This window comes from Streptomyces sp. NPDC006450 (assembly GCF_040612195.1).
Lineage (GTDB): Bacteria > Actinomycetota > Actinomycetes > Streptomycetales > Streptomycetaceae > Streptomyces.
In genome coordinates this window covers 21391-36636 of the sequence record NZ_JBEXPT010000023.1, presented here as the reverse complement: position 1 = coordinate 36636, position 15246 = coordinate 21391, and the positions used below count along the sequence as shown (strand labels likewise).

General features: G+C 71.3%; 15 protein-coding genes. 10 read left to right on the top strand and 5 right to left on the bottom strand.

From position 1 onward, the window contains the following. Positions 1-65 precede the first annotated feature (65 nt). Together ABZY57_RS10870 and ABZY57_RS10865 are read right to left on the bottom strand one after the other, a co-directional pair. Entirely contained in the window at positions 66-818 is a 753-nt protein-coding gene (locus ABZY57_RS10870; RefSeq protein ID WP_356510382.1) for a class I SAM-dependent methyltransferase, read from the bottom strand. Between the two features lie 97 nt (positions 819-915). Beyond that, on the bottom strand, positions 916-1716 hold the full coding sequence (locus ABZY57_RS10865; protein WP_356510380.1) for a thioredoxin domain-containing protein: 801 nt from the start codon (positions 1714-1716) through the stop codon (positions 916-918). A 291-nt stretch (positions 1717-2007) separates the two neighbouring features. Here ABZY57_RS10865 and ABZY57_RS10860 point away from each other — a divergent pair, with 291 nt between their 5' ends. Next, on the top strand, positions 2008-3744 hold the full coding sequence (locus ABZY57_RS10860) for a lytic transglycosylase domain-containing protein (RefSeq protein ID WP_356510378.1): 1737 nt from the start codon (positions 2008-2010) through the stop codon (positions 3742-3744). A 218-nt stretch (positions 3745-3962) separates the two neighbouring features. Here ABZY57_RS10860 and ABZY57_RS10855 read toward each other — a convergent pair whose 3' ends face one another. Then, the gene (locus tag ABZY57_RS10855) at positions 3963-4166 is read right to left on the bottom strand and encodes a cold-shock protein (protein ID WP_112451444.1); all 204 of its coding nucleotides are present in this window, start codon (positions 4164-4166) and stop codon (positions 3963-3965) included. A 237-nt stretch (positions 4167-4403) separates the two neighbouring features. On the opposite strand from ABZY57_RS10855, the gene ABZY57_RS10850 reads away from it, so the two are divergent. From ABZY57_RS10850 to ABZY57_RS10815, 8 genes are all read left to right on the top strand, one after another. Continuing rightward, positions 4404-5267, top strand: coding sequence for a menaquinone biosynthesis protein (locus tag ABZY57_RS10850; protein ID WP_243339969.1), 864 nt, complete (start codon positions 4404-4406; stop codon positions 5265-5267). A gap of 193 nt (positions 5268-5460) precedes the next feature. Then, a complete protein-coding gene (locus tag ABZY57_RS10845; RefSeq protein WP_356510375.1) occupies positions 5461-6291 on the top strand; it encodes an MBL fold metallo-hydrolase in 831 nt (276 codons plus the stop codon). 139 nt (positions 6292-6430) lie between these two features. Continuing rightward, the gene (locus ABZY57_RS10840) at positions 6431-7213 is read left to right on the top strand and encodes an A24 family peptidase (protein ID WP_356510373.1); all 783 of its coding nucleotides are present in this window, start codon (positions 6431-6433) and stop codon (positions 7211-7213) included. A 138-nt stretch (positions 7214-7351) separates the two neighbouring features. Further along, positions 7352-8551 (top strand): cyclic dehypoxanthinyl futalosine synthase, encoded by a 1200-nt coding sequence (gene mqnC / locus ABZY57_RS10835; protein WP_356510371.1) that lies wholly within the window; start codon positions 7352-7354, stop codon positions 8549-8551. A 6-nt stretch (positions 8552-8557) separates the two neighbouring features. After that, the gene (locus ABZY57_RS10830) at positions 8558-9220 is read left to right on the top strand and encodes a hypothetical protein (protein WP_356510369.1); all 663 of its coding nucleotides are present in this window, start codon (positions 8558-8560) and stop codon (positions 9218-9220) included. A 370-nt stretch (positions 9221-9590) separates the two neighbouring features. Continuing rightward, on the top strand, positions 9591-10283 hold the full coding sequence (locus ABZY57_RS10825) for a demethylmenaquinone methyltransferase (protein ID WP_356510367.1): 693 nt from the start codon (positions 9591-9593) through the stop codon (positions 10281-10283). Positions 10284-10367: 84 nt separating this feature from the next. Continuing rightward, the gene (locus ABZY57_RS10820; protein WP_356510365.1) at positions 10368-11279 is read left to right on the top strand and encodes a glutaminase; all 912 of its coding nucleotides are present in this window, start codon (positions 10368-10370) and stop codon (positions 11277-11279) included. Positions 11280-11344: 65 nt separating this feature from the next. Next, the gene (locus tag ABZY57_RS10815; RefSeq protein WP_356510363.1) at positions 11345-12652 is read left to right on the top strand and encodes a hypothetical protein; all 1308 of its coding nucleotides are present in this window, start codon (positions 11345-11347) and stop codon (positions 12650-12652) included. 91 nt (positions 12653-12743) lie between these two features. Here ABZY57_RS10815 and ABZY57_RS10810 read toward each other — a convergent pair whose 3' ends face one another. Further along, positions 12744-13322 (bottom strand): GNAT family N-acetyltransferase, encoded by a 579-nt coding sequence (locus ABZY57_RS10810; RefSeq protein ID WP_356510361.1) that lies wholly within the window; start codon positions 13320-13322, stop codon positions 12744-12746. Between the two features lie 55 nt (positions 13323-13377). On the opposite strand from ABZY57_RS10810, the gene ABZY57_RS10805 reads away from it, so the two are divergent. Continuing rightward, positions 13378-14661, top strand: a complete 1284-nt coding sequence (locus ABZY57_RS10805; RefSeq protein WP_356510359.1) for a geranylgeranyl reductase family protein — start codon at positions 13378-13380, stop codon at positions 14659-14661. Positions 14662-14806: 145 nt separating this feature from the next. On the opposite strand, the gene ABZY57_RS10800 is transcribed toward ABZY57_RS10805, so the two are convergent. Beyond that, on the bottom strand, positions 14807-15064 hold the full coding sequence (locus ABZY57_RS10800; protein WP_356510357.1) for a hypothetical protein: 258 nt from the start codon (positions 15062-15064) through the stop codon (positions 14807-14809). Positions 15065-15246 lie beyond the last annotated feature (182 nt).

The window sequence follows — 15246 nt, the reverse complement described above, 5'->3', positions numbered from 1 at the left end:
GGTGGTGGCTGCGCCGGGGTTCCGCAATCCCCCGGGGAAGCGGCCGGGAGGCCCCGTGGGCGGACTCAGGCCGGCTTGCGCCAGACGGAGATGTGCTTCGCGGAGTCCTGGGTGAACGGCGTTCCGTCCCAGTCCGCGACGCGGAGCTCCCGTTCGAGCCCGGCGATGCGGGCCATCAGGTCGAGCTCGGCCGGCCAGGCGTAGCGGTGCCGGGAGTTGTCGCGGCGGTAGCGGCCCTCGTCGCCGTCGCCGCCGCCCTCACGGGTGAAGTGGTGCGAGACGAGCATCTGCTCGACGAGGTCGAAGGTGTCGAAGCCGAGATGCTGCTCGGAGACGTCGAACGGCACGGCGACCTGGCCGGGCGGCAGGAGCCGCAGCGGCGGTACGCCCAGCTCGATGACGAAGCGGCCGCCGGGCTCCAGGTGGCGCGCTGCGTTGCGGAAGCACTCGACCTGCTCGTCCTGCGTGAGCAGGTTCGTGATGGTGTTGTAGACGAGATAGACCAGGGTGAACCCGCCGGGAACGACGGTGGCGGCCATGTCCCCGATGACCACCGGGAGGGTGTCCTCGTCGATCTTGCGCCGCAGGACCGCTGCCATGTGCTCGGAGAGCTCGATGCCCACCACCGGCACGCCGCGTTCCCGGAGCGGGACGCCCACGCGTCCGGTCCCGATGGCGAACTCCAGTGCCCGGCCGTCGCCGGCGAGCTCGGCGAGGAAGGCGAGGGCCGGTCCGAGGGCGGCGGCCGAGGACGTCTCGGCCTCCTCGGCGTCGTAGCGGTCGGCGGTCGCTCGGGTCCACAGCTCACTGCTCGTCACGGGCCGCCAGTTTGCCGGGAGTTGCCGGACGCTGTCGAGGCAATTACCTTCCATCGGCTTCGGTCGTCTCGTCGGGCACGCGTGCCCGGAGGAACGGCTACGTCAGGTTGTCGGCGATCAGCTTCTTGAATTCGTCCGGGGTGATCGAGTCGATCCCCTTGCCGGAGTTCACCGTGAGCTTCGTGCCGTTGACGGAGACGTCCGGAGTGCCCTTCATGTCCTGGTCGTAGAAGGCCTGGCCGACCTTTTCGACCCACGGCATGTAGGTGAGTTCCTTGACCGCCTGGTTGAAGGCGGGCGTCCGCAGGCCCGGGACCTGGTCCGCGAGGTCCAGCAGGGTGGCGGTGGAGCCGAAGGTGTCGTCCGTTTCCTTCTCCGGGTGGTTCTCGTAGAGCACCTGGAGGTACTCCATGAACTTCTCCGGGCTCTCGTTCACCGCCGCCCCCAGCGCGTTGACCGCCCGCTTGGAGCCCTTGCCGCCGCCGAGCGCCTTGTCCAGGAAGGTGGCGAAGTGGTACTCGACGCGGTACGTGCCCGCTTCCGCCTGCTCCTTGACGGTCTTCCCGAGACCGATCTCGACGCCCGCGCAGTAGGGGCAGCGCGGGTCGAGCCAGACGGAGAGGACGTTCTTCGCGTCGGCCTTGCCGTAGGGGATCGCGATCCCGTCCTCGCCGGTGGTGTGGGCCGGCTGGACGAAGGGCTTGCCGGCCCCCTCGTCGACGGAGTCCGAGGACTTCGCCGCGTACATCCCGATGCCGACCGCGAGGGCCAGTACGGCGACCAGCGCGCCGCCCATCAGCACGCGCCCGCGCCGCTTCTCGCGGCGGGCCCGGGCCTCGCGCTCCTCGCGCATCCGTATCCGGGCCTCGCGCTGCTGATCCTTCTTGCTCCTTGCCATCCCCCAAGGATAAAGATCATAGAGCGCTCAAATATGTGCCATTGGTGCGAATCCGGCAGGGACCTAGGTCCTTTGTCCGTTTCGGGGCAAGGTCCTGTGAAGGCCGGGCGAAGGGTGGGACACATCTCTTGGGGCGGCGGTGAGTCGCGCGCGAAGAACTGATAGACAGTTGACCTCCACGGCCCGATCGGCCGTCTGCGCGAAGATGTTCGGGGCGCGCGGAGCGTTATACGACTTTTTACGTTTTACGGTGGCCCGGATCGGCCGCCGCTCTGGGGGGATCGCCGCACTGTGAAGCCACTTCACCGTCACCTCGTCAACACCTCGCGCAAAGTCATGTGCACGGCCGCCCTCGCGGCCAGCCTGACCACTGCCGCGGTCGTGACCAACACACCGATCGCGGGCGCCGGGGAAGCAGAGCCGACCCCCGACAGCCCCCAGGCCACCGATCGCGGTGACGCCCGGCTGGACCTCCCGGACCTGGTCGCCGACCCGCCGCCCGCGCCCCCCGGCGCCGCCAGCCCGGGCGGGGCCACCGCCGGCATACCCGCGACCGCCCTCGACGCCTACAAGCGTGCCGAGATCTCGGTGGCCGCGGCCCTCCCCGGCTGCCACCTGCCCTGGCAACTGCTCGCGGGCATAGGCAGGGTGGAATCCGTGCACGCCTCCGGCTACGGGCTCAAGGCGGACGGGTACACCGAGAAGCCGATCCGCGGGCCGCGCCTGGACGGCAACGGCTTCGCCGAGATCAAGGACACCGACAAGGGCGAGTGGGACGCGGACACCGAGTACGACCGCGCGGTCGGCCCGATGCAGTTCATCCCGTCCACCTGGTCGACCTGGGGCGCCGACGGCAACGCCGACAGCAAGCGCGACCCGAACAACATCTACGACGCCGCCCTGGGTGCCGGCCTCTACCTCTGCGCGGGCCAGCGCAACCTCACCGACGCGGGCGACCTCGACAAGGCGATCCTCAGCTACAACAGGTCGCGCGAGTACGTGAACACCGTGCTCGGCTACATGCGCCAGTACCAGGCCGGCCAGGGCGCGACCCCGGTGCCGAACCCGCCGTCCGGGAACTACCCGACGCCGAACCCGCCGACCCTGCCGACGCCGCCCGCCCCGCCGGCGCCCGTGCCGCCCCCGACGCCGACCCCCACGCCGACTCCGCCCGTCCCGCCGACGCCCACCCCGACTCCCACGCCGAAGCCGACCCTGGACAAGCTGGTCCGGATCGGCACGCAGGAGCTCACGGCCGAGGCCGGGACCGAGTTCGCGCGCACTCCGCTCATCAAGGCGGTGCTGACCGACGGCATGCCGGCCGTCGACCAGGTGATCGTGATCTCCATCGACGACGACACCACCGGCCACACCGTCTTCGCGGCCGACGGCAAGGACTTCGCGGTCCTGCGCACCAACGCCAAGGGCCTGGTCCGGGTCCCGAAGCTGAAGGCGGGCCGCAAGGAGGGCGCCTTCACCGTGCGCGCCTCCGGGTACGCCGCCTCCTCCGAGGTCTCCGTGCGGATCAACGGCAAGGTCACCCCGGCCAAGCCGGTGCCCGTTCCGGAGGCGGACCAGATCGTCCGCAGCGACGCGAACGCCGGCAAGCCGCTCACCGCGGTGGCCGGGACCGGGATCAAGGGCGTGCAGTTCCTGGCGACGGCGAAGGACAAGCCGGTCGCCGGGGCCAAGGCCACGGCAGGACTCGGCACCAGGACCGCGGACGGGAAGTGGGTCCCCGCGGACCCGGCGAAGGCGGGGGAGACCCCGTACTTCCTGGACAAGGACGGCAAGAAGCTGACGGAGCTGGCGCTCCCGGCCACCGGGGCGGACGGCAAGATCGCCCTGCCGGAACTGTCCACCACCGGCGTCGCCGCGGGCACCTACACGCTCCGCGTGCGGATCTCGGACCAGGCGGTCCTCTTCCTGGAGATCACCGTCACCGAGCCCCCGGTCACCGAGCCCCCGGTCACCGAGCCGCCCGTCACCGAGCCCCCGGCGACCGAACAGCCGACCCGGAAGAGCTAGCCGGTACCGGGACCTGGGCCCCGGAAGACGTGCCGGAGCCCCCCGCCGAACTCGGCGGGGGGCTCCGGCACGCCGGTGTGCCCCTCCAGGTGGTCCCGTCCTGCGGGCCGGGGCAAAGGCACAGAAAAAAGGCAGGAGCCCCGTCGACTCTGCTCGCACAGAGAAGACAGGGCTCCTTGGGTACTGCATATCCAACCGCGATTGGTTGGCCCAGGCGACTAGGCCGGGGTGACGTTCTCCGCCTGCGGGCCCTTCGGACCCTGGGTGACGTCGAAGTTCACCAGCTGGTTCTCCTCAAGGGAGCGGAAGCCGGCGGCGTTGATCGCGGAGTAGTGGACGAAGACATCCGGGCCGCCGCCGTCCTGGGCGATGAAGCCGAAGCCCTTTTCAGCGTTGAACCACTTGACGGTTCCGGTAGCCATGAGCCCTCCTATGGGCCAAAGGGTCGCCCTGCTCCAGAACCTGCTAAGAAGTCTGAAAACTACAAAAGCCTGCGGGTCACATTCTCCGCAGGCCTCGTACTGCAAGGGAAACCAAACTGCAACTTGCGTCGAGCCTAGCACGCACCTCCCGGCCGAGACCAGAGGGAAAGATCACGTCACTCGGACGTTTGAGACCCGCCAGACGGCTGACGGAGATGCGGGGGCTAGTCTCGCGATGTGGACGCCTATCGCAGCCGGCCCCGTGTCGGCCACATTCAGTTCCTGAACTGCCTCCCCCTCTACTGGGGGCTGGCCAGAACCGGCACGCTGCTGGACCTGGAGCTGACCAAGGACACCCCTGAGAAGCTCAGCGCGAGCCTCGTCCAGGGCGGCCTGGACATCGGCCCCATCACCCTCGTGGAGTTCCTGCGCAACGCGGACGAGCTCGTTGCCTTCCCCGACCTCGCGGTCGGCTGCGACGGCCCCGTCATGTCCTGTGTGATCGTCTCGCAGGTCCCCCTGGACCAGCTGGACGGTGCCCGCGTCGCTCTGGGGTCCACCTCGAGAACGTCCGTACGCCTGGCCCAGCTGCTGCTCGCGGAGAAGTACGACGTGCGGCCCGACTACTACACCTGCCCGCCCGACCTGGGTCTGATGATGCAGGAGGCGGACGCGGCGGTGCTGATCGGCGACGCCGCGCTGCGGGCCTCGCTGCACGACGCGCCCCGGCTCGGGCTCACCGTCCACGACCTGGGGGCGATGTGGAAGGAGTGGACCGGGCTGCCCTTCGTCTTCGCCGTCTGGGCCGCCCGCAAGGAGTACCTGGAACGTGAGCCGGAGGTCGTGCGCAAGGTCCACGAGGCCTTCCTCGCCTCCCGGGACGTCTCCCTGGAGGAGGTCGGCAAGGTGGCCGAGCAGGCGGCCCGCTGGGAGGCCTTCGACGCGGAACTCCTGGAGCGCTACTTCACGACGCTCGACTTCCGCTTCGGCCCCGACCAACTGGCCGGCGTACGGGAATTCGCGCGGCGGACGGGACTCACCACGGGCTATGCGCCCGATGTGAACGTGGAGCTCCTGCCGGTGGGCGTGCCGGGGCATTAGCGGGGCTTATGGGGTATTCGCCTTTCCGCGGAGCGGAAGGGGCCCAACGGTGAATGCCCGCTGTTTACCGGGAATGCGTTCCCTTTCCACCGCCCGGTGCCCGGGCATGCGCTCGGGCCCGCCCGGGGACACGATGGAGAGGGCGGGTGGCGGTCGCGAGCGGGCTCACCCAGGGGGCCATCGGAGCTCCGCCATGACCACACGCACAGTCGGCCGGGACATCACGGTCCTCGGAGACGCCCTCGAAGTACCCGGAGTCGGTTTCATCCCGGTCAACGCCTTCGTCCTGCACGCCCGGGAGCCCGTGGTCGTCGACACGGGCCTCGGCCTGCCGGACCGGGACTTCCTGACGACCCTCTCCGGGGCCATCGACCCCGCCGACGTGCGGTGGATCTGGCTGACGCATCCGGACCGGGACCACACCGGCGGGATCTTCGCCCTGCTGGAGGCCGCCCCCGGGGCCCGTGTGGTGACCACCTTCCTCGGCGCGGGCGAGATGAGCACGGAGTGCCCGCTGCCGATGGACCGGGTCCACTTCCTCAACCCCGGCCAGCGGCTCGACGTGGGGGACCGCTCGCTCACCGCCTTCCGGCCGCCCCTCTTCGACAACCCCGCGACCGTGGGCTTCTACGACGACCGGTCGCGGGCCTGCTTCAGCTCCGACTGCTTCGGCGCCCCCCTCCCGGACGGCGACCTCGCGGCCGGCGGCGACGCGGCGGCGGTGGGGCCCGAGGACCTGCGGGCCGCCCAGCTGTTCTGGGCCTCGGTGGACAGTCCCTGGGCGTCCGTCGCCGACCGGGAGAAGTTCCTCGGCACGGTCCGGCCGGTCAAGGAGATGGATCCCGAGCTCGTGCTCTCCACCCACCTGCCGCCGGCCGCCGGGATCGGGCTCATCACCCGGATGATCGACACGGTGAGCCTCGCCCCGGGCCTCGACCCCTTCGTCGGCCCGGACCAGCAGGCGCTGGAGCAGATGCTCGCCGGCTTCGAACCGGCCGGCTCGGCGGGTGCGGCGGCGGCCTGATCCTCCAGCCCGTCCGGCGTGCGCGGACCGGGTCCGGACGGAGCCCGGGGAACGGCGGAAGGGCCGGTAAGGGGACAACCACCCCTGCTACCGTCCATCGCCAAGACGCGGCAGGGCGGGGGCGGGGGCGAGAGCTGGCATGGGCATCGCGGGGTTCGTGGCCGGGGTCATCCTCTGGGGCGCGCTGGCAGGCCTCCTCCTGCCCCGCGCCGTCTACCGGCTCTCGGTCGAGGCGGGCCTGCCCTGGCGCTCGGCCTGTCCGGCCGGGCATCCGCTGACCGGCCCGGCCCGCGGCTGGCTGGGCCGCGCGGTGTGTCCCCGGTGCCCGTCCGGACCCGGACCCGCCATCGGCCGCCGCCGGGGCTACGCGCCCTCCGGGGGAGCCGTGCTGGCCACCACCCTGGTGTGCCTCGCGCTCGGGGCCGGGGTGGGGGCGCGGCCCGAGCTGGCCGTCTGGCTGCTGCTGGCGCCCTTCACCGTGCTGCTCTGCCTCGTGGACCGGGCCGTGCACCGGCTGCCCGACGTACTGACCCTCCCGCTGGCCGCCGGGACCGCCGCGGCCCTCGGGCCGGCCGCCCTCGCCGGGGGAGCCGGCGGCTCCTGGACGCGCGCCCTGCTCGGCGGGCTCGTCCTCGGCGGCGTCTACCTCCTCCTCTTCTTCATCAACCCCCGCGGCATGGGCTTCGGCGACGTCAAACTCGCGCTCGTCGTGGGGCAGGTGCTCGGCTGGTACGGGTGGCCCGTGGTGTTCGCCGGCACCTTCGCCGCGTTCCTCGGGGGCGCCGCGCACGGCCTCGCCCTGATCGCCCTGCGCCGGGCGGACCGCACCAGCCCGATCCCCTTCGGCCCGTTCATGGCGGGCGGCGCCCTCGCGGGGGTGGTCTGGGCGGGACTCGGCCTCGGCACCGCGGCGGGCCTCTGAACGCCTCCGAGTGCCTCCGAGCAGGAACCCCGTACGCACCGGTAGGGGGCCAGGGCGGCGGAAGGGGCGGCTGGCGTAGGCTGGATCGGTCCGGAATCTTGACACAGCCGAACGACCCAGCCGAAAGGTGACGCACCGGTGACCGACCAGGCCGCTCTCCAGTCAGTCCTCGACCGAGCCGCCGGCGGGGGCCGGATCACCAAGGAAGAGGCGCTCGACCTCTACCGCCACGCGCCGCTGCACGCCCTCGGCCAGGCAGCCGACGCGGCCCGCCGGCTGCGCTACGCCGGTACCGAGCACATCGCGACGTACATCATCGAGCGCAACATCAACTACACCAACGTGTGCGTGACGGCGTGCAAGTTCTGTGCCTTCTACGCGGCCCCCAAGGACGCGAAGAAGGGCTGGTCCCGCGACCTCGACGACATCCTGCGCCGCTGCGCGGAGACCGTCGAGCTGGGCGGCACGCAGATCATGTTCCAGGGCGGCCACCACCCGGACTACGGCGTCGAGTACTACGAGCACCACTTCTCCGCCATCAAGCAGGCCTTCCCGCAGCTGGTCATCCACTCCCTCGGCGCGTCCGAGGTCGAGCACATGGCCCGGATCTCCAAGGTGTCGGCGCAGGAGGCCATCCAGCGCATCCACGCCGCCGGTCTCGACTCCTTCGCGGGCGCCGGCGCCGAGCTGCTCCCGGAGCGGCCGCGCAAGGCGATCGCCCCGCTCAAGGAGTCCGGCGAGCGCTGGCTGGAGATCATGGAGATCGCCCACAAGCTGGGCGTGGAATCCACCTCCACCATGCTGATGGGCACCGGCGAGACCAACGCCGAGCGCATCGAGCACATCGCGATGATCCGGGACACGCAGGACCGCACGGGCGGCTTCCGCGCCTTCATCCCGTACACCTACCAGCCCGAGAACAACCACCTCAAGGGCCGGACCCAGGCGACCGTCTTCGAGTACCTGCGCATGATCGCCATCGCGCGGCTCTTCCTCGACAACATCGCCCACATCCAGGGCTCCTGGCTCACCGTCGGCAAGGAGGCGGGACAGCTCTCCCTGCACTACGGCGCCGACGACCTCGGTTCGATCATGCTGGAGGAGAACGTGGTCTCCTCCGCCGGTGCCAAGCACCGCTCCAACCGCATGGAGATCATCGACCTCATCCGCAAGGCGGGCCGCGTCCCGGCGCAGCGCGCCACGACGTACGAGCACCTCCTCGTGCACGAGGACCCGGCGAACGACCCGGTCGACGACCGCGTGGTCTCGCACATCTCCTCGACCGCCATCGAGGGCGGTACGGCCCACCCCGAGCTGAAGCTCATCTCCTCGAACTGAGCGCCCGTGCTGACGATCCACACCGCCGAGCTCCTCGTCACGGGGGCCGCCACCGGACCCGGACCGGGACCCGCTCCGCTGCCCGGCGGCGCGGTGCTGGTCGAGGGCGACCGCATCGCCCGGGTGGGCCCGTACGAGGAGCTCGCCGCGGCCTATCCGCACGCGCGCGCCCGCAGCTGGCCCGGGGTGCTGACCCCGGGGCTGCTGGTGCGCGGCGGCGACGAGCTGCTGGAGCGCACGTACTACCCGGACGACCCGTACGAGATCACCGAGCTCGGGGCCGAACCGATCAGCGGCGCCGAGGCGTTGGCGGACCTGAAGCTGACGGAGCCGCGCTGGGGCAACAGCGCGCGGCGCGGTACGCAGAAGCTGCTCGCCCGCGGGGTGGTCGCGGTGGCCGGCCGCTTCAGCAGCCCGGCCGTCCGGACGGCCGTGGTCCGCTCCGGGCTCACCATCGTCCCGCCCGCCCCCTACGAGGGCCCGGCCTCCCTGGACCCGCTCGCCGGCCGGACCGCGGCCGAGGAGGCGTTCCACGGGGTCCTGGAGCCGGGCGCCCCGGCACGGTTCGCGGTGTACGCGGTGTCCGGTCCGGCGGAGCTGCTGGTGGAGGGCCCGACGAGCTGTGTGGCCACGGTCATCGGCGGCAGGCTGCTCCACCGTCGTCGCTGAGCTCGGTGCAGTCCGGGCCCGATTTCCCGGATTCCCGGCTCTTCCCCGTGCCGGCCGGGATCTGCCTGATCACCGGCGCCGTGGGCATCGCGAACACCGCGCCTGCCGCCGTCCCGGAGCGCACCGGGGAGATCGGCCCGCGCCGGGCCCCGGGGGCGCGGGCGCCGGCACGTCAGCGGCCAGTTCCCCGTCGGCCCGGCAGGCCTCTACCGGGCGCGGCGAGCCTCCCGCACCGAACCGGCGGAGGCCCTGCGGCGGTGAGCTGCCGGGTGCGGGTTCCGGGGGGCCTGCGAGAATGGCGGGGCGGTCCGCAGGACCCTGCCGAACCGCTCGCCGCACCATTCGCACCGCACCCGAGGGGCCCACGCCAGTGACCACCGCTTCCCTGGACAAGCAGCCGCACGAAGTCGCCTCCATGTTCGACGGCGTGGCGGCGAACTACGACCTCACCAACGACGTCCTCTCCCTCGGGCAGGCCCGCCTGTGGCGCAAGGAGGTCGCCAAGGCGGTCGGCGCGCGCCCCGGACAGCTCGTCCTCGACCTGGCCGCCGGCACGGCCACGTCCTCGCTGCCCTTCGCCGCGACCGGTGCGTACGTCGTGCCCTGCGACTTCTCCCTCGGCATGCTCCGCGAGGGCAAGAAGCGCAACCCCTGGCTCCCGCTGACGGCCGGCGACGCGACGAAGCTGCCGTTCAAGGACGACTCCTTCGACACCGTCACCATCTCCTTCGGCCTGCGCAACGTCCAGGACACCGACGCCGCGCTGCGCGAGCTCCACCGGGTCACGAAGCCCGGCGGCCAGGTCGTGATCTGCGAGTTCTCGCAGCCCACCTGGGCCCCCTTCCGGACCGTGTACACCGAGTACCTGATGCGCGCGATGCCGCCGGTCGCCCGCGCGGTCTCCTCCAACCCCGACGCGTACGTCTACCTCGCCGACTCCATCCGCGCCTGGCCCGACCAGCCGGCGCTGGCCGCACTGCTGCAGAAGGCCGGCTGGTCCAAGGTGGGCTGGCGCAACCTGAGCGGCGGCATCGTGGCCCTGCACCGCGGCACCAAGCACTAGGCCGGGAGACCCCGGAGACGGACTGCGGACTGCGGACCGGACGCACTGAGCGCACTGGACGGACTGGACGGACTGGACGGACCGATGGACTACCAGGCACTGCTGGAACAGGTCGCCACCGACATCGCCCCCCTGATCGGCAGCGGCACCACCGCCGAATACATCCCGGCGCTGGCGTCCGTGGACCCCCGGCAGTTCGGGATGGCCATCGCCGACCTCGACGGCAACGTGTTCGGCGTGGGGGACTGGCAGACGCCGTTCTCCACGCAGTCCATCACCAAGGTCTTCGCGCTGGCCCTCGCGCTCGCCGAGGGCGGCGACAGCCTGTGGGAGCGGGTGGGCCGGGAACCCTCCGGCAACCCGTTCAACTCCCTCGTGCAGCTGGAGTACGAGAACGGCATCCCGCGCAACCCCTTCATCAACGCGGGCGCGCTCGTCGTCACGGACCGGCTCCAGACGCTGACGGGCGACGCGAGCAGCGAACTGCTGCGCTTCCTCCGGGAGGAGAGCCAGAACCCGGACGTCGCCTTCGACGCGGAGGTCGCCGCCTCCGAACAGGCACACGGGGACCGCAACGCGGCCCTGGCCCACTTCATGGCCGCCTACGGGAACATAGACAACCCCGTGCCGATGCTGCTGGATCACTACTTCTGGCAGTGCTCCATCGAGATGAGCTGCGCCGACCTGGCCCGCGCCGGCCGCTTCCTGGCCCGGCACGGGCTGCGCGCGGACGGCTCGCGTCTCCTCACCCGCAGCGAGGCCAAGCAGGTCAACGCGGTGATGCTGACCTGTGGGACGTACGACGCGGCGGGGGAGTTCGCCTACCGGGTGGGCCTGCCCGGCAAGAGCGGCGTCGGCGGCGGCATCGTCGCGGTGGTCCCCGGCGCGTGCACGCTGGCCACATGGAGCCCGGGCCTCGACGCCCAGGGCAACTCGGTCGCCGCCGTAGCCGCCCTGGACCGCTTCACCACCCTGACGGGCCTGAGCGTCTTCTGACGCGGAGCTATGCTCGGGGGCCGTGTGAACCAACCGCTGCAGGCTGTCAGAGGACGTGACGTGGCGTGATATCCATCCCCCTCGAGCTGGTCGCCGTCTTCGTCGCCCTCGCCGTGCCGGTCACCGCGTGGCTGCTCAGGAGGCGCTCGCGCAGCACCACCACCGCCACCGCCACCGCCACCACCAGCGCGGCCTCGGGCGGGCCCACTGCAGCAAGCGCTGCGGCAGCGGCCGGCGTTCGGCCCGTGTTCCCTCCGGCAGGGCTTCTGGTGCCCGAGGAAGTGCTGCGGTCCGCCGGCTCGACGTCCGCCGCGATCTGGGAGGCGCTCGAAGCCTCGGCGGCACCGGTCGCCGTCGAGTACCACCCGGTCAGCGCCTCGGAGGTCGCGAAACTGCGGACCGTGCCCGTGAACGCGACGGCCCAGCAGGTGATGGTCGGGATCGTGGAGGCCCTCAACCCGAAGAGCCCCACCCTGTTCCGGGTGGTGCTGCCCAAGGGCGCAGAGCTCGTCAAGGCCGTCGGTACCTCCGGATTCCGAGGCTTCTCCCGCACCGACGGCACGACAGCACACGCCGTGCTGAAGCCTGTCGCCGCCGGAGGGGCGATCGCGGCAGGCTGGCCCGTGCTGGCCGTCGCCGCAACCGTTCTGGTGGTGGACATGGTCGGCCGGCGTGAACAGCAGGCACACCAGCGCAAAGTCGAAGCCATGCTGGGACGCCAGGAGGAACGTCACTACGTCGAACGGATCAAGGACCAGCTGTCGGCCGATGCTCAGCTGTCCCGCGTGATCAGCCTGATGCTCGACGGCCGCAATCCGAGTATCGAACTGGCCCTGAAGAGCGCGGACGACGAGTTCTACCGCTCTCAGCAGTTCTTGGAGAAGCACCGCGGGGTCATCGACGAGCTCGTGGAAGAGGACGGCAAGGTCGACTATCGCCGCCTGGAGGAGGCTCTCGGCGGAAAGACGAAGGAGACGGACCACTTCGTCCGCGAGCTCCACCTGGCGCGAGCGGCGATCACGATCCGGCGCAAGGCGATGGTGGCCGACGCGGCTGCGGTAGCGCTCGCGGACCCCACCCATCCCTATGCCGCACTGCGGAAGTTCCTGGAGTCGCAGGTTCGTCAGTGGGAGGACGCCGATGCGCTCGCGACCGAACTGACCGAACGCCTCACCCAGATCGAACTCAAGGGCCGTTGGTACGACTCCGACAGCTCGGTGGCGGAGCGGCAGGAGCGGCTCCGCGACCGGGTCGCCCCGCCCGGAATCGACGGCGACACCGAGATCCGCTACCTCGTGACGCCCTCCGGCGAGATCCTCCAGGTACTGCCGCCCGGGGAGGACGAGCCCTCGCCGCCCGCGCTGGAGGAGTAGATCCGTCTGGCGCGGACACCTCCCCGCGGACCCTTCTCCGCCGGCGCCCGCCCGGGGCCGCGCCCGGGCGGGGCGGCCCCGCGCAGCGGGGTCACGCCGGGGTGAGGGGCAGCGTGTAGCGGCGGGCGTGGCGGTGGCCGCCGGGGAGGGGGAAGCGCTCCGCCAGGTTCATCCCCAGGCGCTCCGCCACCGCGATCGAGCGGACATTGGCATCGTCGATCATCGCCACCACATCCGGAACCCCGGCCTCCCGCACCCGCTCCAGCGTGGCCAGCGCAGCAGCGTAGGCGTACCCCTTCCCCCACGCGGCGCGACCCAGCCTCCAGCCGATCTCGATCTCCCCCACCGGGCCCCACTCCTTCGAAGCCGGCCACGGCTGCGCCCCGGTGAAGCCGATGACCTCACCGTCCTCGTCCAGCAGCGTCCACAGGCAGAAGCCGAGCCGGGCGTCGTGCATCCGCTGTCGCGCGGTGATCTCTTCGTAGAAGGAGAGCTCGGCGGGGCCGCCGAGGAACTCCATGACGTCGGGGTCACGGAAGACCCGGTGCCAGGCGTGCGCGTCCTCGTCCGTGGGAACACGGAGCTGGACGGCGGGGAGCGGCCGGGTCGGCGAGGTGGTCACAAGGCAGCCCTTCGGATCGCGATCTCTCTCGCTGCATAGACTGCACATGTTCTTGTGCCGTTGGGCACCTTTATCGAGTTATCGAGCCTTCGGGAGACCCGCCGTGACCGAGCCCCTCTCCGAGCACTCCGCGGACGTGATCGTCGTCGGGGCCGGTCCCGCCGGCTCGACCACCGCCTACTACCTGGCCAAGGCCGGGCTCGACGTCCTGCTCCTGGAGAAGACGGCGTTCCCGCGCGAGAAGGTCTGCGGCGACGGCCTGACGCCGCGCGCCACCAAGCAGCTCGTGTCGATGGGCATCGACATCTCCGAGGAGGCCGGCTGGCTGCGCAACAAGGGCCTGCGGATCATCGGCGGCGGCCAGCGGCTCCAGCTGGACTGGCCGGAGCTCGCCTCCTTCCCCGACTACGGCCTCGTCCGCAAGCGCGACGACTTCGACGAGACCCTGGCCCGCCAGGCGCAGAAGGCCGGCGCCCGGCTGTACGAGCGCTGCAACGTGGGCGAGCCCGTACGCGATCCCCGCACCGGCCACATCACCGGGGTGACGGCGAAGCTCGGCGAGGAGAAGACCCAGGTCACCTTCAGCGCCCCGCTGGTCGTCGCGGCCGACGGCAACTCCTCGCGGCTCTCCCTGGCGATGGGCCTGCACCGCCGCGAGGACCGCCCGATGGGCGTGGCCGTGCGGACGTACTTCACCTCGCCCCGCCACGACGACGACTACCTGGAGTCCTGGCTGGAGCTCTGGGACCGGCGCGGGGCCCAGGACCGGCTGCTGCCCGGCTACGGCTGGATCTTCGGCATGGGCGACGGCACATCCAACGTCGGTCTGGGCATCCTCAACTCCTCCTCCGCCTTCAAGGAGCTGGACTGGCGCGAGGTCCTCAAGGCCTGGTGCGCCTCGATGCCGGAGGACTGGGGCTACACCCCCGAGAACATGACGCAGCCCATCCGCGGCGCGGCCCTGCCGATGGCCTTCAACCGCCAGCCGCACTACACCAAGGGGCTGCTGCTCGTCGGCGACGCGGGCGGGCTCGTCAACCCGTTCAACGGCGAGGGCATCGCCTATGCGATGGAGTCGGGCCAGATCGCCGCCGACGTCATCGTCCAGGCCCACTCCCGCGCCACCCCGGCCCTGCGCGAACTGACCCTGCACAGCTACCCGAAGGTCCTGAAGGAGACCTACGGCGGCTATTACACGCTGGGCCGCGCGTTCGTGAAGCTCATCGGCAACCCGAAGATCATGAAGGTGGCCGCCCAGCGGGGCCTGAGCCACCCGGTGCTGATGAAGTTCACCCTGAAGATGCTGGCCAACCTGACCGACCCGACGGGCGGCGACGCGATGGACCGCGTCATCAACGGCCTTTCGAAGGTGGCTCCCAAAGCCTGATCGTTCCAGGCCGGGCCGCTCGGTGGGGAGCCGAGCGGCCCGGACGACTCGCACCTCCGGCGTGCCGGAGACGTCCGGCCGCTTCGCTGCGGCGTCCGTCACCGCGTCGTTGACCGGTTCCACGCCGAACCGGGTTCCGATGGTCCTACGGGGCCTCCGGCAAGGCTTCGGCCGCGCGGTGGACCCGGCCGATGCAGCGGGTCAGCAGGACCAGGCCGCAGAGCATCAGGCTGCCCGAGGCCGCCCACTCCAGGGTGAGCGCGAGAGGGGAGCCGGGCTTCTGCCAGGGGCGGGTGGTGGTCAGCAGCAAGCTGCCGAGGGACAGGAGTCCGAGCCCGGCGGCGGCCGGGGCGGCGGGGTCGCCGCCGGCATCGGGGGCTTCGTCGGACGGGCCGTTCGTCACGGATCACCGCTTCCTGGGCGACTCGGGCGTGCTCGCCCCGGCCATCTTGGCAGGGCCTCGCCCGGTCGGCACGGGGTGCCCGCGAGGTGGGACGGGCCCGCAAGTTGCTTTCCAGGCAAGAAGTTTGGCTGACCAGCAGGTGAGCAGACCTTGTCCCGGTACCGGCCGGGCTGTTCAATCTC